Source organism: Shewanella sp. SM32 (genome assembly GCF_025654235.1).
Classification (GTDB): Bacteria; Pseudomonadota; Gammaproteobacteria; order Enterobacterales; family Shewanellaceae; genus Shewanella; species Shewanella oncorhynchi.
On sequence record NZ_JAKKRO010000028.1, the window covers coordinates 42309 to 61011 of the forward strand.

The 18703-nt window shown below is 43.2% G+C and carries 14 protein-coding genes, 1 tRNA gene and 1 pseudogene; 9 read left to right on the plus strand and 7 right to left on the minus strand.

Going from position 1 to position 18703, the window contains the following annotated elements; genetic code table 11:
- Nucleotides 1-5 precede the first annotated feature (5 nt).
- The 6 genes from htpG to nadE all read left to right on the plus strand — a co-directional run bounded on the left by htpG (nucleotide 6) and on the right by nadE (nucleotide 7632).
- Nucleotides 6-1919: a molecular chaperone HtpG gene (htpG, locus tag L5M10_RS12925; protein ID WP_263255386.1), complete on the plus strand. Its 1914-nt coding sequence runs from the start codon at nucleotides 6-8 to the stop codon at nucleotides 1917-1919.
- 184 nt (nucleotides 1920-2103) lie between these two features.
- Nucleotides 2104-2967 carry a co-chaperone YbbN gene (locus tag L5M10_RS12930; RefSeq protein WP_263255387.1) on the plus strand — a complete coding sequence of 288 codons (864 nt, stop codon included), beginning with the start codon at nucleotides 2104-2106 and terminating at the stop codon, nucleotides 2965-2967.
- A gap of 140 nt (nucleotides 2968-3107) precedes the next feature.
- The gene (gene adk / locus L5M10_RS12935; RefSeq protein ID WP_028759655.1) at nucleotides 3108-3752 is read left to right on the plus strand and encodes an adenylate kinase; all 645 of its coding nucleotides are present in this window, start codon (nucleotides 3108-3110) and stop codon (nucleotides 3750-3752) included.
- 112 nt (nucleotides 3753-3864) lie between these two features.
- Nucleotides 3865-4884 (plus strand): ferrochelatase, encoded by a 1020-nt coding sequence (hemH, locus tag L5M10_RS12940; protein WP_263255388.1) that lies wholly within the window; start codon nucleotides 3865-3867, stop codon nucleotides 4882-4884.
- A 411-nt stretch (nucleotides 4885-5295) separates the two neighbouring features.
- Nucleotides 5296-6600 carry an inosine/guanosine kinase gene (locus tag L5M10_RS12945; RefSeq protein ID WP_028759658.1) on the plus strand — a complete coding sequence of 435 codons (1305 nt, stop codon included), beginning with the start codon at nucleotides 5296-5298 and terminating at the stop codon, nucleotides 6598-6600.
- A 201-nt stretch (nucleotides 6601-6801) separates the two neighbouring features.
- The gene (gene nadE / locus L5M10_RS12950) at nucleotides 6802-7632 is read left to right on the plus strand and encodes an ammonia-dependent NAD(+) synthetase (protein ID WP_263162984.1); all 831 of its coding nucleotides are present in this window, start codon (nucleotides 6802-6804) and stop codon (nucleotides 7630-7632) included.
- Nucleotides 7633-7749: 117 nt separating this feature from the next.
- Here the strand turns inward: nadE and L5M10_RS12955 are convergent, their stop codons facing one another.
- On the minus strand, nucleotides 7750-8250 hold the full coding sequence (locus L5M10_RS12955; protein WP_263255389.1) for a DUF6942 family protein: 501 nt from the start codon (nucleotides 8248-8250) through the stop codon (nucleotides 7750-7752).
- Between the two features lie 211 nt (nucleotides 8251-8461).
- Between L5M10_RS12955 and L5M10_RS12960 the strand changes: the two genes are divergently transcribed.
- From L5M10_RS12960 to L5M10_RS12970, 3 genes are all read left to right on the plus strand, one after another.
- A complete protein-coding gene (locus L5M10_RS12960; RefSeq protein ID WP_263255390.1) occupies nucleotides 8462-9976 on the plus strand; it encodes an alpha/beta hydrolase in 1515 nt (504 codons plus the stop codon).
- Nucleotides 9977-10287: 311 nt separating this feature from the next.
- Nucleotides 10288-10364: transfer RNA gene (locus L5M10_RS12965), tRNA-Pro, on the plus strand.
- A gap of 466 nt (nucleotides 10365-10830) precedes the next feature.
- Nucleotides 10831-13128 (plus strand): hypothetical protein, encoded by a 2298-nt coding sequence (locus tag L5M10_RS12970; RefSeq protein WP_263255391.1) that lies wholly within the window; start codon nucleotides 10831-10833, stop codon nucleotides 13126-13128.
- 175 nt (nucleotides 13129-13303) lie between these two features.
- On the opposite strand, the gene L5M10_RS12975 is transcribed toward L5M10_RS12970, so the two are convergent.
- From L5M10_RS12975 to L5M10_RS13000, 6 genes and pseudogenes are all read right to left on the minus strand, one after another.
- Complete coding sequence (locus L5M10_RS12975; protein ID WP_198572348.1) at nucleotides 13304-13924, minus strand: hypothetical protein; 621 nt, start codon at nucleotides 13922-13924, stop codon at nucleotides 13304-13306.
- A gap of 235 nt (nucleotides 13925-14159) precedes the next feature.
- Entirely contained in the window at nucleotides 14160-14951 is a 792-nt protein-coding gene (locus tag L5M10_RS12980) for a hypothetical protein (protein ID WP_263255392.1), read from the minus strand.
- A gap of 152 nt (nucleotides 14952-15103) precedes the next feature.
- Nucleotides 15104-15289 (minus strand): hypothetical protein, encoded by a 186-nt coding sequence (locus tag L5M10_RS12985; RefSeq protein ID WP_263255393.1) that lies wholly within the window; start codon nucleotides 15287-15289, stop codon nucleotides 15104-15106.
- 848 nt (nucleotides 15290-16137) lie between these two features.
- A complete protein-coding gene (locus L5M10_RS12990; protein WP_198572345.1) occupies nucleotides 16138-16806 on the minus strand; it encodes a recombinase family protein in 669 nt (222 codons plus the stop codon).
- 325 nt (nucleotides 16807-17131) lie between these two features.
- The gene (locus L5M10_RS12995) at nucleotides 17132-18049 is read right to left on the minus strand and encodes a tyrosine-type recombinase/integrase (protein WP_198572344.1); all 918 of its coding nucleotides are present in this window, start codon (nucleotides 18047-18049) and stop codon (nucleotides 17132-17134) included.
- A 419-nt stretch (nucleotides 18050-18468) separates the two neighbouring features.
- Nucleotides 18469-18703: pseudogene (locus tag L5M10_RS13000) on the minus strand (IS4 family transposase); the annotation flags it as partial.

Genomic DNA, 18703 nt, shown 5'->3' on the forward strand with positions numbered 1-18703 from the left:
ATTTCATGTCACAACAAGAAACTCATGGTTTTCAAACAGAAGTCAAACAGCTGTTGCATTTGATGATCCATTCTTTGTATTCCAACAAAGAAATTTTCTTGCGTGAACTGGTCTCCAACGCTGCGGATGCGGCGGACAAGCTGCGTTATCTGGCGTTGACCAATGACGCTCTGTATGAAGGCGACGGTGAACTGCGAGTCCGTATCAGTGCCGATAAAGAAAAAGGCACTGTGACCATCGAAGACAACGGTGTGGGTATGACCCGCGATGGCGTGATTGAGCATTTAGGCACAATCGCAAAATCAGGCACCGCTGATTTCTTTAAGAATCTATCGGGCGAATCCTCAAAGGATTCACAGTTAATCGGTCAGTTCGGTGTTGGTTTCTATTCGGCTTTTATCGTGGCGAAAAAAGTCACCGTTCGCACCCGTGCTGCCGGTCATAAGGCCGATGAAGCCGTATTGTGGGAATCAGAAGGCGAGGGTAACTTCACCGTTGATACCATCACTAAGGCGAGCCGTGGTACTGAAATTACGCTGCACCTGCGTGATGAAGAAAAAGAATTTGCCGATGATTGGCGCCTGCGTTCGATCATCACTAAATACTCAGATCATATCTCTGTGCCAGTTGAAATGTGGCAAGAAGGCTCGCCAGAGCGTGATGGTCCTGATGGCGAAAAAATTCCTGCGACCGAAGGTCAATGGAAAGTCATGAACAAAGCCACGGCTTTGTGGATGCGCAATAAAGCTGATATCAGTGACGAAGAGTATCAAGAGTTTTACAAACACATTTCCCACGATTACACAGACGCACTACTGTGGAGTCATAATCGGGTAGAAGGTAAGCAAGAATACACTAACCTATTGTATATTCCTGCAAAAGCGCCTTGGGATATGTGGAATCGCGACCGTAAACACGGCCTAAAACTGTTTGTGCAACGTGTGTTCATCATGGATGACGCTGAGCAATTTATGCCATCTTATCTGCGCTTCGTGCAGGGCTTAATTGACTCAAACGATCTGCCGCTGAACGTATCCCGCGAAATTCTGCAGGATAACCACGTGACCAAAGCGATGCGTACTGGTATCACCAAACGTGTGCTTGGCATGCTGGAAAAACTGGCGAAAGACGATGCGGAAAAATATCAACAGTTCTGGGCTGAATTTGGGCAAGTGCTGAAAGAAGGGCCTGCGGAAGATTTCGCCAACCGTGAGCGTATTGCTGGCTTATTGCGTTTTGCCTCTACCCACACGGGCAGTGCTGCGCCGACTGTGTCACTCGATGACTACATCAGCCGCATGAAAGAAGGTCAAACTAAGATTTATTACATTGTTGCCGACAGCCATGAAGCAGCTGCTAACAGCCCACATTTAGAGTTGTTACGTAAGAAAGGCATTGAAGTCTTACTGATGTCAGAGCGTATCGACGAGTGGCTAATCAACCACTTAACTGAGTACAAAGAGAAACAACTGCACTCAGTGACCAGTGGTGATTTAGAACTTGGCGAGCTGGAAGATGCATCTGAAAAAGAAGCGCAAGAAAAGCTTGAGCAAGAATCGGTAGCTTTAGTTGAACGCATTAAAGCGGCATTAGGCTCAACCGTTGCGGATGTGAAAGTTACGTCACGCTTAACTGACACCCCAGCCTGTGTGGTGGCGGGTGAAGGCGAAATGTCGACTCAGATGATTAAGCTGATGCAAGCTGCGGGTCAACCTGTGCCAGAAGTGAAGCCGACATTTGAGATCAACCCAGCGCACCCATTAGTATCGCGCTTAAATGATCTTCAAGATGAAGCCGCCTTCGCGGATTGGTCAAATCTGCTGCTGCAACAGGCGCAATTATCTGAAAAAGGTAGCCTTGCGGACCCATCGGCCTTTATCAAGCTGATGAACCAAATGTTACTGGCTAACATGAAGTAAATGACTATCGGGGCCCTTCTTTGAACGGCCCCGATATTGTTTCTAGTGCAGGAAGAGTGGTTTGCGCCTAGCCTGTCACTCAATCCGTTAGCGGTAAGACTCGATTTTAAGACTTGGTTCTAACGCTTAGTTTTAAAAGAATAAGGCCTCCCATGATAGAGGCCTTAAATGTTAAGGGAATACTATGGATAATATCCTCAGCCTGACTAAAGACAATATTCAGCAAGTGGTTGACGCCTCGATGCAACAGATCGTGGTGTTAGCATTTTGGGCACAGCCGCAGGAACAAAGTGTGGCTATGCTGCGCACCTTAGAGCAAATTGCCGCGCAAAATGCGGGTCGATTCGTGCTCGCTAAAGTCGACTGTGAAGCCGAATTAGAAATCGCCAATTACTTTCGCATTCAAAGCCTACCGACCACGTTAGTATTGGATAAAGGTCAGCCTGTCGATGGTTTTGCTGGCCAGCAAGATGCGGCGCAAGTCACGGCTATGCTGGATAAACATTTGCCGCCTATGTGGCAGTTACAGTTAGCACAGGCCAAAGCATTGCTCGCCTTGAGTCAAGTAAGTGCAGAGGATCTTGCTACTGCGGCTGTGTTGCTTAAAGACGCGCATACAGGGTCAAATCAAGCGGGTGAGGTGAGTCTAGTGCTTGCCGATGTGTATCTGATGCAGGGCGAATTAGTGTTAGCACAAGCCATGCTTGAGAAGGTAGGGCTTGCTGACCAAGATGGTTACTACCAGAGTTTAAAAGCTAAGCTCGCACTTGCCTTAGATGCGGCGGATACCCCTGAAATTCGCGATTTGCAGCAAAAGTTTGAGCAAAATCCAACAGATTTAGTGTTATTACTCGAGCTGAGTAAGGCATTGCATGCTGCTCACCGCGATGATGAAGCATTAGAACTGTTATTCGGTGTGCTCAGTAAAGATTTAGGTGCTGAAAATGGCACAGTAAAACAAGTATTTATGGAAGTATTAACGGCACTTGGCCAAGGTAATCCCATAGCCAATCAATACCGCCGTAAGCTCTATACTTTGCTCTATTAATGAAAAAAATCGCTTAGTAACCGCAGTTTATTTGCGGTTTCTGAGGCTAAAGTCGAAGCTAAAACCCTTCTCAATGGCGGCCAGATGTGCGAAGATCGCCGCCCTAAGAAGAATATCAATGCGAAAAGAGGACTCTTGAGATGCGCATTATCCTATTGGGCGCCCCAGGTGCCGGTAAAGGTACCCAGGCCCAGTTCATTATGGAACAGTATGGTATCCCACAAATTTCCACTGGTGATATGTTACGTGCCGCGGTAAAAGCGGGTACTCCACTGGGTTTGGAAGCGAAAAAAGTGATGGATGCTGGTCAACTGGTTTCTGATGATCTGATCATCGGTCTGGTTAAAGAGCGTATCGCACAGGAAGACTGTGTTAAAGGTTTCTTGTTAGACGGTTTCCCACGTACTATCCCACAGGCGGATGCGATGGCGGCAAACGGTATTAGCATTGATCACGTGATTGAAATCGACGTGCCAGACGAAGAAATCGTTAAGCGCATGAGCGGTCGCCGTGTTCACCCAGGTTCTGGCCGTGTTTACCATGTGGTTTTCAATCCACCTAAAGTGGAAGGTAAAGACGACGTGACGGGCGAAGATTTAGCTATTCGTCCAGATGATGAAGAAAGCACAGTGCGTAAACGCCTCGCGATTTATCACGAGCAAACTAAGCCGCTGGTTGAATACTACGGTAAAGTGGCTGCCGCTGGTCAAACTCAATACAACAAGTTTGACGGTACTCAATCGGTTGCGGCCGTGAGTGAGCAGTTAGCTAGGGTGTTGAAATAACCGAATAAAGGTTAATTTACGAGAACAAGTTCTCATATTAAGAAAAAGCCTGCCGATGCAGGCTTTTTTTATGGGTATCGCAATGTTAGCCTCCAAGTGAACTTCATTAACCATGAGCCTAACGTTGAATCCTTCCCCTGCTTTTGGTGTGTTATTGGTTAACCTCGGCACGCCTGATCAACCTAGTCCTAAGGCCGTTAAACGCTTTTTAAGGCAGTTTTTAAGTGATCCCCGTGTCGTCGATTTATCGCCGTGGATTTGGCAACCGCTGCTGAACTGCATTATTCTCAACACCCGTCCGGCGAAAGTCGCCAAACTCTACCAAAGCGTGTGGACACCAGAAGGCTCGCCCTTAATGGTGATAAGTGCACGCCAAGCACAAAAGTTGGCGGTGGACTTAAGTGCAACCTTTAACCAGACCATTCCGGTTGAACTGGGCATGAGTTACGGCAATCCCTCCATCGATGTGGGATTTGAACGTCTAAAAGCTCAAGGGGCAGAGCGTATTATTGTGCTGCCTTTGTATCCCCAATATTCCTGCTCGACAGTGGCAAGTGTGTTCGATGCTGTTGCCCGTTATCTTAAAACCGTGCGTGACATGCCGCAGGTTCGCTTTAATAAAGACTATTTTGACCATAGCGCTTATATTGCTGCGCTGGCACACAGTGTGACGCGCCACTGGAAAATCCATGGGCAGGCCGACAAGTTGCTCTTGTCATTTCATGGTATCCCACTGCGTTATGTGAAAGAGGGGGATCCATACCGCGAGCAGTGTTTTGTCACGGCTAAACTATTGGCGCAAAAACTTGAGCTGAGCGAGTCGCAGTGGCAAGTGTGCTTCCAATCGCGCTTTGGCCGCGAAGAATGGTTAACGCCCTACGCCGATAAACTATTGGCCGAGTTACCTGCGCAAGGGATCAAAAGTGTTGATGTGATTTGCCCTGCGTTTGCGACCGATTGCCTCGAAACCTTAGAAGAAGTCTCCATTGGCGCTAAGGAAACCTTTTTGCATGCGGGTGGCAGCGACTATCGGTTTATCCCTTGTTTGAACGACGATGAGTTACACATTGAATTATTACGGCAATTAATCCAAGAACAAGCGGTATCTTGGGCCCATACCCAAGCCACCTGAAGATACGAGTTTCAGAGCGCCTAGGGTGATTCAATTCAAGGCGCATCAATGACAGAATGTCGGCCACCTTTTGAATTGATGCAACACGGAAGTGAAGTGCCCTAGGCGCTCCGTCCCGGCGTTTTTTAACGCACTTTATACTGTGTTGACTATTTTTAACTTAGCCCACTAGGTCTGCAAATAGCCGCCTTGCCTAAAGTGCGTTAAATTCCCGCTGAATCCTGCATCTTCAGGTTGTTTGGGTATTGGAGCACTGGCTTCGAACTGATTTTGTGATAGAATCTGCGCCCTTCCGGCTAAGGGGTGGTTTTTTTGTCTCGCTAGCCTAGACTCAATATTTTTAGGATGCTGCTTGGCTTGACCGCCTCGGCAGACGCCAATTAGCATGGATGCCAGGAAAAGAGAGCCACTATGAAGTTTCCCGGTCAGCGTAAATCTAAACATTATTTTCCGGTTAAAACCCGAGATCCGCTGCTTGAACAGCTGACTCAACAGCCTCAGCCGTTTGCGACCTATATCAGCGGTATTGATCAAACCTTAGTGGATATCGAAGCAAAAGTGGAAGACGAATTGCTGAGCCGTTATGGCTTGCCCAAAGGCAATTCTACCTTGATCAATGATGAACAGGCCCACAGACTCTACACTGAGTTAAAAATTCATGGTTTGATTAGCGATGAATTTGCTGGTGGCACTATTGGTAACACAGTGCACAACTATTCTATTCTGGCCGATGACCGTTCAGTGCTGTTTGGAGTAATGAGTCAAAATATCGAAGTGGGCAGTTACGCCTACCGCTATTTATGTAATACCTCTTCTAAAGTCGACCTTAACTTTCTACAACCTGTAGATGGTCCTATCGGTCGCTGTTTTACCCTGATTTCTGAGTGCGGCGAGCGAACATTTGCGATCAGCAAAGGCGCTATGGATAAACTCACACCTGAATTTATCGATAAAGACGTGGTGCAGGGCAGTTCAGCCTTAGTGTTGACCGCGTATTTGATGCGCGCCAGTGATGGCGACCGTATTACCGATGCGGCCATGTGCGCTATCGAATATGCAAAAGCCGCCGAAGTTCCCGTGGTATTAACCTTAGGCACGCGTTTCTTGATTGAAGAAGATCCACAATGGTGGCAAAACTTCATCAAAGAACATGTCACCATTTTGGCGATGAATGAAGACGAAGGTGAAGCCTTAACGGGTTCACGGGATCCTCTGCTTGCCAGTGAAAAAGCCTTGGAATGGTGCGACATGGTATTAACCACAGCGGGTCCAATCGGGCTTTATACTGCGGGTTATACCGAGGACTCAGAAAAACGCGAAACGACTCACACGCTGTTGCCGGGTGCTATCCCTGAATTTAATCGTTATGAATTCTCCCGTCCAAAGCTTAAAAGTGACTGTGAAACACCGATTAAAGTGTTTGCCCACATTTCACCTTACATGGGCGGCCCTGAAAAAATCGGTAACACTAATGGCGCTGGCGATGGCGCATTATCGGCGTTATTGCACGATCTGGCGGCCAATACTTTCCACAAGACTAACGTGCCAGGCTCAAGTAAACATAAGCGCGATGGCCTGTGTTATTCTTCGTTCTCTCAAGTGTGTAAGTATGCTAACCGCGTCGCCTATGAAGTCTTAGCTCAGCATAGCCCGCGTTTATCCCGCGGTTTACCTGAGCGCGAAGACAGCTTAGAAGAATCCTACTGGGAAAGATAAGTCGGTAGCTGTATTGGTATTAAGCTGACTGATTTACGTTAGGGCAATAACGGCAAACCGTTGTTGCCCTTATTTTTATGGCGTTTATCAATAATCAATTAACTAAGCATTAATTTTAACTACAGGCAGTTGCGAATAAATGTTAACGTTAGTCGGGTTCAGGTAGTCCAAATACAGCGATAATTTAAGGTGGAATTTTCGGTGAAAGCGCAAATCTTAAGAGAAATGAAGGTACTCACGGCCATAGAGCCAGAGTTCGAAGTGCAACGTCGTGTCGCGTTTATTAAAACCAAACTAAAAGAAGCACGCAGCAAGGCATTGGTATTAGGGATCAGCGGTGGGGTGGATTCTTCTACTGCTGGGCGTTTGTGTCAGTTAGCGGTGGACAGTTTAAACCAAGAAAATAGCCAAGGCGGTTACCAGTTTATCGCCGTGCGATTACCCTATCAGATCCAAAAAGATGAGCATGAGGCGCAATTAGCCTGTCAGTTTATTCAGCCCTCTAAGTTGGTCACTGTGAATGTGCATCAAGGCGTTGATGGTGTGCATAGCGCTACCGTTGCCGCGTTAGTCGAAGCTGGATTGCCTTTGCCCGATGTGGCGAAGGTTGATTTTGTGAAGGGTAACGTTAAAGCCCGTATGCGGATGATAGCGCAATACGAACTCGCCGGACTCGTGGGCGGGCTTGTGGTGGGGACAGATCACAGTGCCGAAAATATCACAGGTTTTTACACTAAATGGGGCGATGGTGCCTGCGATTTAGCGCCATTATTTGGTCTTAACAAACGCCAAGTTCGCCAACTCGCCGCGTATCTTGGCGCGCCAGAATCGTTAGTCTATAAAGCGCCGACCGCGGATTTAGAAGACAATAAACCGTTACTCGAAGATGAAGTCGCGCTTGGCCTAACCTATGCGCAAATCGATGATTTCCTTGAGGGTAAAGACGTCGGCAAGGCGGTTGAAGACAAGTTAATTGGTATTTATAAGGCGACGCAGCATAAACGTCAGCCTATTCCAACCATTTACGACTAACCCTGAATCGTCCTTGAATATGCACTCGTTTGAACTCTGTTCACGAGTGCTTTTTTATGCCTTTGTTATTTGGTGACTAATGCTGTGGTGACAGCCGTTACCACAATCATAATGGAATTATTCACTGTGTTGGGGCTCTGGCGTTGCTAAGTGTTGGCGTGTCAGGGCGATCAGTTGGTTTGGGTATTGGCGATAATCCAAATAGGGCGTGAGTAAACAATGCTGTCCTAGCGAAGATGGCAGCTTAAGTACGGTTATGGATTTATTTTGGGCAGTTAAATGCTGCGCACCGGAATCGTTCACGGACATGGTGAGCCCTAAAGCATTTGCGGCCACTTGCCCCGCAATGAGATGAATCTTAGCGTTTGCCATCAGCTCTATAGCGCCTATGCAGATCATTTCATTTTGCTTGAGTAACACTTGGTCACGATAGCTGCGCCAGTCATCTCCAACCGTACTTATTTTGGCCATAATAGTGAAGATCTTACGCCAATGATTGCCATTGAGAGCTATAAGAGTCGCGACAGCGTCTGGCTGAGTGTAATGCCAGTTCTCAGGTACCAGCGGCGCGGTAGGAAGATAGTAGGCGAACCTAGCGTGTGGATTACCGATTATCATCGAGAGTGTATAAGTTTCGTTGGAATAAGACTATTTTCGATCCTAACCCGATTAAGGCCTATGCGGCTAATAAAATTGCGAGATGAGTAAATTTGGGTGACTAAATTGGAGTGATTACACTAGTAGATTTTATCGCGGTAAAACGTTTGAAGGATGTTTTTATCTACCCGTATAATCTAGTTGCACATTTTATCTACATGTAGGAACAGCGATGAAGGCCATCATCATAGGTTCGACAAAACACCTATTTTTAGCTGCAGTGTATGCGAGTACTGGCATAGTGGTGGCGTTACTCGCGACAGGGATCTATTTTCTTAATGCGCGCCCTGAGCTGTCACTTTGGCATACGGTCGAGCTAGAAAATGAGTTCCATTATAATACTAAACTCGCTAATTTTAATGAATACTTAGCGCTAGAAGAGCGCCTATTCGCCGAAGTTGAGTGCAAAGTTGTCAAAAAGATTCCCGCCAATGAATTTTCTCCAGTGAACCGCTATGTCAAAAATAGCTTATCCGATCCTGCCCATTGGCCACAAAATTGGAATCGCAGTTATGAATGGCCTGTGGCTAATGCCGAATTTGGAGTATTATTGCTCCACGGTATGTCGGATTCGCCCTATGCTCTATCCAATGTGGCGGCGCACTTTAAAGGTAAAGCCCATGTACTCGGTTTAAGATTGCCAGGGCATGGCACGATTCCAAGTGGATTGACTGAGCTTTATTGGCAAGATCTGGCCGCTGCGGTTAATTTATCCACAGCGCATATGCGGCAAACTCTGAAAGATAAACCATTATTTGTGGTGGCTTTTTCGACGGGTGCCGCCGTCGCGCTGAACCATGAGTTAGAACGTATCAGCCATAATAAAACCCCAGATTATGATGGAATGATTTTTATCTCTCCCGCGATAGGGCTAGCGCCATCTGCGGCGGCCGCACGCTGGCAGAGTTGGATAGGACGATTGTTGGAGCTGGATAAACTGCAATGGAACAGTATTCAAGTGGAATACGATCCCTTTAAATACACCTCTTTTGCGGTTAATGCGGGCGATGTAGTTTATCAATTAGCCCTACGTAACCAAGGTTTATTGGCAGGATTAACGCCGCAGCAACGGGCGCAAGTTCCGTCTATACTCACCTTTCAGTCGGTAGTGGACGCAACGGTTTCAACCGCGGCGGTGGTGAATAATCTGTATCAAACGTTGCCAGAAAAAGGTCATGAGCTAGTGCTGTTTGATATGAACCGACTCGATGTGAATGCCAAAATGGTGTCCAATGATCCGCTTGCGGGCTTATTGGCGAACATTAATAACCCTGAGTTACATTATCGCGGCACTGTGGTGGAAAATATCAGTAATGAAACCACGCAGGTTCAGGCGCGATACTTTGGTTTAGATGAACAGAATTTAGATACACAGGATATAGACACACAGGGTAAAGTGCTCACTCAGGTCAGTGAAAACGTGCGGATATTAGATTTATATTGGCCTGCAGGCGTGTATTCTTTATCCCATGTTGCGCTACCTTTTGGCATAGATGATGGGCTTTATGGCGCGGTGATCCAGCCTGATTTACATAGGATCCAAATCGGAGCCTCAGCTTCGCGGGGAGAGCGCGGCTTGTATAGCGTGTCAGCATCTGAAATGTTACGACAGAAATGGAATCCATTTTTCCCGTATCTACTCGAGCGCATGGATGAGTATCGACTCGCCCATATGCACTCGCATTGAATGATGATTTAGTAAACAGGTGTCATTATGTCTGTTCTGCAGCTAAATCCTGTTTGAGTATGGTCGTAATCAGTATCGAGCAATCATTATCGACGAAAATTGTGTCATTCAGAACATAAACTAAGCAGTTGATCAAAGAGATGTAATGAAGCCCTTGCGCAGTTGCGAGGCAATTGCTACAGTTCTGGCTCGCTTAAGATAAACCCCATAAACAGTATCTTAGGTGATAAGTAATTGAGCAAAAGCCGTAAAGATTATCGCTAAACTGTATTTAGCTAAGTCAGAACAGGTATGCAATATACTTAAAAATTCGGTATGTAGCGCAGCCCGGTAGCGCACTGTCATGGGGTGTCAGGGGTCGGAGGTTCGAATCCTCTCATACCGACCATATTCCCTAGGAAAGTCAGTTATTTGAAAAATAGTAACTGGCTTATTCTATATACAATCCTCGTACATGTACACAAGCACAATGTACACGCCAAACACGGTAGCTTAATGCCTTGTCATTTGCCATTTGTTACCTGTGCTTCGACTCGACAAAGCAACTACTTCTAATGATGTTTCGCTGCGACTTCCTAATCATATTGTAGTTCCTGCCTCAAATTATGTTTACTGATTCTAGATAACTTTTAAAACCACTATTAAGAATCGAAATAAGATAGCTTAATAGTTAGATTTTGCAGTTTCTACATGAAGCGATATTAGTGAGCTATCACACTTATTGCGAGCCATATTTAAGTGTCTGATTGACCATATGAAAATATTCAATGTACTATGAGCTAAAGTGGTTATGGTGAGCAGCTAGTATAGCAGCTTCGAGCATGTGATTCATAATACAGGTAGTGGGTTGCTAGATGGAGTATCTTTATAAAGCGTTAGAAGTGCTTAATGAACTGTATATGGGAGGGCCAATTGAATACGTGGTCAAAAACTCCCTTGAAAACACTGTAAGCATCATAACGTACATAGCTACGATATTAGTTGCATTGACAGCTATAGCTCTTCCACTTACACAACAATCATTGCAATGGATGGAAGATAAGTATGGTTCTGAAAGTTTAGTTAAGTACTTGAATCTAAAATCTCCTATAAGCCCTGATTCTATAGTGCCTAAAGTGCTTATATATATGGTTTTCACTTTGGCATTTTATTTGGGTAGTAAAGCTCTTCCTACAATATTACAAGTGTTTATATTACTATTCGTGATAATTTATTTTGTATACGTGGTGATTATGTATGCAAGGTATTTCTCTTATGTATTTAGGAACTTAAGTAGTTCTACATATATATATGAAAAAATTATGGATAAAACCAAGAATCTTAGTGAACTGACAACTACAGAAGTAGTCGTATTAATGGATATTGAGGGAGCTAGGCTAAAAAACAACTTGGATGTAATGTGTCTGAGTGAACAGGCAAAAAGCCTTGGTTATTCTTTAAAAAATGACGATAGTGGTAAACTGGTAGAACACATGAAATGCTATATAGCAGGCCTATATAAAATTCTCTACGGACTACCCACTAACTCCTCTCAGAAAAAATATACAACTGTCGCAAATTTACTTTCCTACTTATCATTCCAGTTACTTGGAGATAAAAGATATGCAATATCTTTAAGTAGTCTACAAGAGGTTGTAATCTGGATAGAAACTAAAAGAAACGATAGCTACAAGCCCTTTATGTCAGCTAGATTTCTCATTGAACTTGCGCCTAAAAATAATTTACATAATATGGATATATATGAGTTGGTAAATTATATCAAGATGTTAATACGTCTAGCTAAAGATGAGCACTACAGTGTAATAAAGGAATTGTACGAACGAATATGTAGTGCCTATAACCTAAATAAACATGATAGCCGTTCAAGTTTATGCTACTTTTTCCACAATAGAATTAACGCTAACTTATGGCAAACAGATTTAACACTGCAATTAGAAAAATTCTTGTTAGGTGATGACAAAAATTTTACAAGAGAACAACTTGTAGAAATTCTAGTGTCAGTAGGTATCGATATTAATGAAGATGTTAATAAACTTATTGACGAATTTATTTTTACCTTGTGGGAAGTAGACTTTAGCTGTGCAGTAAAAAGTTTGTCATATTCATTTCTTTTTTATCTACAATCAAGAGAAGATTGTTTGTTATATCTCAGGGACTCAATTAACCCATTGAAATCAGACGTGTTTAGTTATTCTGATGGCATTTTGCCTAACGATATAGACGCTATCTTAATTTCAATAGTCAACGCTCAACAGCTAGAGTATGTGGAGTTCTGGGATTCACCAAAAGAGAGTATCATTCATTCTAGTTGCGTTCTTTTTTTGTATGAGATTGTTAAATGTCAATTTAGAGGGTCTAGTCCATCATTCAATATAAATTTGTATAGATATAGTGACTTAGATCTCCTACTCTTTGCAGTTGGTAGGTTGAAAGTAGGTATCAGAAATATTGTTGAAATTGGTGGAGTTTCGAAATTTATCACTGGTCATTATTTAACTGCTGAAAAAGTTCTTCGGGTCTCAGATGAGTTTCTTGAGAATGTAATACAAAAGTTGGCTAAACATAAAGAAGAACTTGAAGAACGTGGCCCACTTAATAATGATGCTATTGAAAGTTTGAAGCAGGCTTATATGGATGCAATTGAAAATAATTCTCTCGTACCTGTTGCACTTAAGCGTTTAAAACTAGTCAGCAAAAGTTCATTTACATTAAATAACACATTCCCGAGAACTATATTTTTGAAAGACACAAATTCTTCTGTTGATTTCAAAGGTGCTGGTTCTGTATTGGTAAAGCTGCATTTGACTCGGCAGTTCGATATGATCCTTCAACATCGAGGAATTTGTTTAATTAAAAATTTCCCTATAACGGGGGCAAACATAAAAGTAGTTATTCTTAAGTCAGGTGTTCAAGAGTACTTGAGTAAGACTGGATTTACCTTTACTGATAAAGAGATTATATGGGGGGACGGAACTAAATCAAGCTATTTCACAATAAATAATTATACATACAACAGCTTCTATTGTGCAACTTTATCAGAACCATTATTCAAATTTCAGATAGGGAAAAAGTGTCCTTTTGAGTTTGAGTTATCAGATAAAGGGAAATTGCTAGAGTCTAAGGTTAGGTTTTTCTTTACGGCAAATGTATAAAATAGTGACCGCGGCTTCACAAAAACAGCAATAACTCGGAGTTTATTATTGGCTATAATTATGTGAGCCGCAGTAGTACATAATGTTTTATTAGGCGTGTAAGCTACTCTTAATTTGGATAACTGATATTTTTGATATTTCTGAAAACTATTTTATTCATTTTTTAAAAAATTATTCAATTATTTGTTGCTTCTTTAATCATCAGATCTAATGCCTCATATTCCCTTACGGCTTCTATCGAGTTTAAGCGAGCTAAACTAGTGTACCTGCTTTGTACCTTGAGTAGATCCTCGTATACCTCAAGGAAGTGCTTTATTCGCTCAACCAATAGGCTAAGTCTAACCGAGTAAGCTTTCTCCTTAGATTCAAAGTAAATATGTACTTTCTTACCAAGATTAAAATGAGATATTCGATATGGCTTTTTCAAATTTCCTCTATTATCTTTGTCAACTCCAGCAAGTCCCGTGCTATTGACTGTTGAACACCCTATATTGACAATAAATCGGTTGATTTCCATTGGCAAAAGCGAACAGTCTTGTGGGGAATACATTAGACCATTCTGGCAATTTAAGTCTTTATCAAGTTCTAATGTACCTCGGTAGCCGATTGCCCTTATTCTGTTGGTTGTTAGTTCGTACCAAGTCTTAAAATTTGAGTAGGTGAGCCATTGATTACATACCTTAGCGCCTAAATTGAGTTTGTAGCAGCGATATAACATTCTTATCCATGCTTTATAAGGTACAGTTCGTGATTCACCTTTTAGGTTATTGATCCCAACACCATAGATTTTAGGCATACAGGCAAGCCTCTCGCTTTAATCTTTCCCTGATTACTCGTTTGGGATGATTCATCTTCGACCTACCGCATTCACATTGTTTACACTTTGAACGCCTAGTATGTCTCCCATTGATAAAGCCATTGGTGTAGAACTCTGAGCTAGGCAACTCTTTGTTGCATCCGTTACATTCTATTTTCATGGGGTTGTTCTCCTTTAGATTTAGGCCCTCCAAGGTTGAAGGGCGTATTACGTATTAGCCTTTGCTTACATAGAAAGCATTGGAGGCTGTCCGATTATTGAAGCCAGTAACACTATTTGAGGGGGTTTGGTTAGGTGAATTGGCAAGTCTCTTAGCCTCTCCTGTTGTCATCTGGACACCATTAATAACAACCATATCGCCTGAGTAAGTGGTTGTGTTTATTGATAGGCTGGCTTCTCTAGCGGCCTTAGCTGCCTCAATACGCGCATCAATGACGATCTTAACTGCTGATAACTCATCACCCTCTAATTTGAGCTCTAATCGTAGGAGCTCCAAATCAGTCATTTGGACGTACTGAGCATGACGGGCCGCCCTTTGCCCTAAGAGCTCTTTAACGTAGCTCTGGTTGGCTCCTAGGGCGTTTGGTTTGCAATTGAATGCCTTGATGTTCTCTAGGGTTTCCCGTAAGCCGTCTGAGTTACCCTCAATCAACTTAACCGCCCTCTCTAGGTATTCGCCATTGCCCGCAATACCATATCGTGAGTGCCGCATAAAACTTTCTAAGCACTCAGAGATATCAGTTATGGGGTTGTTTAGATAATCTTGAGTTAAGTCATATTCAGCCGTGTAGCGGTTTACATAATAATCTTCATAAGTAGAAGGCATTATATTTTCAACATTAGTCAGATATAGCGCTTGCTCCTCGGTGACCGCTGGTAGGAGTTTCTCATTAAGTAGTAATCTAACGGTTTCGTGTTTACCCTCAGAAAATGCTGATAAGACTTCCGCCAGCTCTTTGTTAGTCATAGTCTGGCAGGTGGTTTCTTTCGTGGTTGATTTAGTCATTATTATCCTCCTCAGGATTATGTTAGGCGCTCTGTAAGGCCATTACAGAGGCAATTAAGTTAATTTGATGTAGGTTTACTCTGGGGTGTATTTAGTGCCGTCTAAGGCTATCCAAGGGGCATTGGTGGCGCTTCCAGTCGCTCTAACAATGGTCACTGGTCGCCCGTGATTAAGGTAAAGCATGTACCGTCTTGCTTACCTGATAAATGGGATTTATTTAGAGTGGCATTCGGGTTTGTTAAGTCTTCCAAGCTAATAATTGGTGGTAACTTGAAAGTGCTGATAGGTGTGACTACGACCTTATTTCGGCCGCGATTAGAATCTCCGATAGTTGACATAATGATTTTCTCCTTATTTTGGGTAGCTAAAATTTAGCCCTCGATTGGGCTGGTTGATTTCTAAGTTCGGTTGGTGAGTTGGTACTAGGATTAGCGGGTAGCTCAAAAGGTAGGCTAGGCCATTCATTAGGCTAAGTTAATGTAAGTTAAGTAATCGGCTTAGTATGCTTAGTAGGCCAAAGAGGGTTTGCTTTTACCCATTTCTTAACCTATTCCTTTCTTATTACGTTACCTATTAAAAGGCCTTCTAAGGTCTTATTCTTTTAAGAAGATAATAAGTAAGTAAATAGTAGCCTTCTGTTACCTTCTTTAGGCCTTTAATCAAAGACTTTGTGTGTGTAACTTGAAGATAATCTCAGCGCCAACCCTAAGGCCATAGGAAGGCGAAATACTGACCTTCCACCAGCCAATCACTTCATCTAATTAAGTTGGTCGCTACGGCCTTGATAGCGCTTAATTAAATTACTGGGATTGACTGGTTTGCAATTGAATGCAGGAAGATAAGTATTGATTACCCTGAAGAGGCAATCTTAATCTGTTAAATGAGGTGTTTGAGATGGCTAAGTGTCTAGAATATTTCTTCAATAGTGGTACCAATTGATTCTTTAATAAAATCAGCTACTTACGTTGAAGTTGCTAACTATAGACTTTTCTTAACAAATGCGTGTCAAGTATTTCTATAATTATTTCTAACTAGGCTCGGCTATTGCCTTCCTTCAATAGTGGTACTAATTAGACCCCAACTTTGAGCTGGATTTGTGTAAGCTTATGATAAATAAGGAGTTGATTTGTCAGATCCCGACAAGTTAATATCGGGGCTGACTTTAATAGTTGAGTGGCTTAGTTGGTTACCTAGCCTCGGATTGCTTCTTTACTCGTTGAACCGTTGATACAGAACAACCTAATAATTCTGCAGTTTTCCTGATACTCATGGTATGCAAGTGGGTAATGATGGCCTTATGTAACTGAGCATCCTTATTCTGTCCACCCCAAGTCTTACCTTCAGCTTTAGCTTTTGCTATCCCTTGGGCCTGTCTAGTCCTTCTGGTCTCGTAATCGTCTCTAGCCATGCCAGCGGCAAGGTCAAGCATAAAAGCCGTTAGAGCGCGTTGTATGAATCCTGAGTTGCTATCTGTTGTAGTTAGGGCTGAATGTGTCTGAGGTTGGTCGACAATAACGATGATTAGCCCCTTAGCGGCTATCTTGGCTTTAAGTGATTGCCATAACTCCCAAGGTAAACGACTTAACCTGTCCATCTTTTCAATCAATAATATGTCACCCTCTGAGGCTTCCTCAATAAGCCTGTTAAGCTCTGGACGGTCTGGGCTAGTGCCTGATACGTTTTCTTGATAAAAGGTTGTAACGGCCATCCCATGAGCCTTGATGAATGCCATCAACTCAGGCTTAGCCCGACTGCTATCTTGATCGCTGGTGGACGCTCTAAGATAAGCTCGAATGATAAGCTTAGGTGTATTCAGCATGTAGTATCTATCGTTATCTGATTTAGGTGTATTCATTTGGTATCGTAAGCCTAGGTAATTGGGTGGGTAATGCTGCATTCATTTAAGTATACTTACTGAATACACTTGGTCAAGTAGATATTCTTATTCTGTTATGAGTTAGGGATGAGGTAACAAGTGATGCTATTCACACTTTCAATACTAAAGAGTGAGGAGCTAATAAAACTGGCAAGCCTCTAATAATTGGTTTGAATAGCCTTGAGAGGGCTGTAAGCCCCCCCTATGGGGGAAACTACGTAAGTCGACTCATACACTAGTTGCCGTACATTTCTCCCTCATTTTTTGAAATTCCAATATCAACGACTTAGTAAACCGATTGCAATTACTCTAATAAACAAACTAAATCACTCGCCTTTATGTGGGTATATCTCGCTAACATACTGATATCCCTATGTCCTGAAATCGCCTGAAGTTGAAGTGTATTGAGCTTACGATTTGCATAACGTGTAATGGCCGTGTGCCTCAATGAATGAAAACACAGTGCCTTAGGTAGCTTTAAACGGTCACAAGAGCGCCTAAATGCTTGGCTAACTGTATAGGGCTTGCTTTTGAATAGATAACCATCCTGAACTAATGAAGCTGCCTGCTTGAGTACAGCTAAGGCTCGACTGTTTAAAGGAACATCCCTGTCAAAACCGTTTTTAGTATCGGTCAGTCTCAAGGTCTTTGACTGCCAGTTAATACATTCAGTGGTTATGCTAAGGCACTCGCTGCGCCTCATAGCTGTTTCATAACTTAAGACCACCAGAGGGGCAATCTTAGGCGCTATATCATTAAGTATCATCTGGTATTGAATAGGGTCGATTACGAGTTCCCTAGGCTTGCCAGCTCTAGGTAATTTGTATCCTTCAAGGATATTAGGTAGACGGTTAAATTTGAGTATACGGCTGAGTAATTGAAGCTCTAGGCGGATAGTGGAATCGCTAACTAAGGTCTGCCTTTCTTGGGTATAGGCCGCAATGTGTTTAAGCGTTATATCCTTCGCTTGGAGTGGAAGCCCCTTGATTAAGTTAGTCGCTCTGTAAGTAGTTGCCTCAGTGCCTCCTCGACCTTTTAGTGTATTTAGATATAAGTTTGAACAATGCGCTAGTGAGCCTGCGATCAAGCTATTGCCTTCTATTTGGCTTACCCAAGCCTCAGCCTCAGCTTTTGTTCTAAAGGTCTTGGTGATTGCTTTTTGACCTTTTGGGCGAATCATTGCATTGATATTTCCACTTGGTAATAGTCGATAAGTTGCCATGTACATGTCCTTAGTGTGTACACAGACTTTCCTTTTATCTTGCATATACTTAGGCCTTAGCGTGGGCTAAGTAGCTGTATTCATGGGGTGTCAGGGGTCGGAGGTTCGAATCCTCTCATACCGACCAAATTCCTCTTTTTATAAGAGTAAAAAAGCCTGCAAACTTAATCGTTTGCAGGCTTTTTTATTTTAGTGCGATTTTTAAATTCATTTTAGTCATACCAAAAGACTGAGGTATATGTATGGTAAAGTGTCTCCAGTTTGAATCATGAAAAACATAACAAATATGGGCAGGCTGCGCGTAGCTGCGACTTTATCCCAGTGTTGAATCACCCCGAGGTTTGATTGATTGGGGGGGGAATGGATAAGTTGTATAGTTAAATAGAAATTTTCTGAAAGCTTTGGGCTGAAGGATCCCCTCATAAATCAGCCATAGCATAGCCATATTTGAGCAACTGATTGGCGAATAATACCCAGGCCGCCAGCAATTCTTTCTCCGTGATTTGATAATCAGGCCGCCTGAGTACCTCCAATCCCAAGCGAATCGTTGAGAGTACCGTTCGATGCCCAATGGTATTGGCCTGAAAATGCTTATCCCAGCCCTGTTGCTGTGCGTGTAAACCAACTAGCCACAACAGGCATTGAACCATCAAC

What these genes read in the sequence shown, in the direction of transcription:
- htpG (WP_263255386.1), top strand. Translation starts at nt 6, where the DNA reads ATGTCACAACAAGAAACTCATGGTTTTCAAACAGAAGTCAAACAGCTG.
- L5M10_RS12985 (WP_263255393.1), bottom strand. Translation starts at nt 15,289, where the DNA reads ATGTCAACTATCGGAGATTCTAATCGCGGCCGAAATAAGGTCGTAGTC.
- L5M10_RS12955 (WP_263255389.1), bottom strand. Translation starts at nt 8,250, where the DNA reads ATGATAATCGGTAATCCACACGCTAGGTTCGCCTACTATCTTCCTACC.
- L5M10_RS12990 (WP_198572345.1), bottom strand. Translation starts at nt 16,806, where the DNA reads ATGAATACACCTAAATCAGATAACGATAGATACTACATGCTGAATACA.
- L5M10_RS12945 (WP_028759658.1), top strand. Translation starts at nt 5,296, where the DNA reads ATGAAGTTTCCCGGTCAGCGTAAATCTAAACATTATTTTCCGGTTAAA.
- L5M10_RS12975 (WP_198572348.1), bottom strand. Translation starts at nt 13,924, where the DNA reads ATGCCTAAAATCTATGGTGTTGGGATCAATAACCTAAAAGGTGAATCA.
- L5M10_RS12995 (WP_198572344.1), bottom strand. Translation starts at nt 18,049, where the DNA reads ATGGCAACTTATCGACTATTACCAAGTGGAAATATCAATGCAATGATT.
- adk (WP_028759655.1), top strand. Translation starts at nt 3,108, where the DNA reads ATGCGCATTATCCTATTGGGCGCCCCAGGTGCCGGTAAAGGTACCCAG.
- L5M10_RS12980 (WP_263255392.1), bottom strand. Translation starts at nt 14,951, where the DNA reads ATGACTAAATCAACCACGAAAGAAACCACCTGCCAGACTATGACTAAC.
- L5M10_RS12930 (WP_263255387.1), top strand. Translation starts at nt 2,104, where the DNA reads ATGGATAATATCCTCAGCCTGACTAAAGACAATATTCAGCAAGTGGTT.
- L5M10_RS12970 (WP_263255391.1), top strand. Translation starts at nt 10,831, where the DNA reads ATGGAGTATCTTTATAAAGCGTTAGAAGTGCTTAATGAACTGTATATG.
- L5M10_RS12960 (WP_263255390.1), top strand. Translation starts at nt 8,462, where the DNA reads ATGAAGGCCATCATCATAGGTTCGACAAAACACCTATTTTTAGCTGCA.
- hemH (WP_263255388.1), top strand. Translation starts at nt 3,865, where the DNA reads ATGAGCCTAACGTTGAATCCTTCCCCTGCTTTTGGTGTGTTATTGGTT.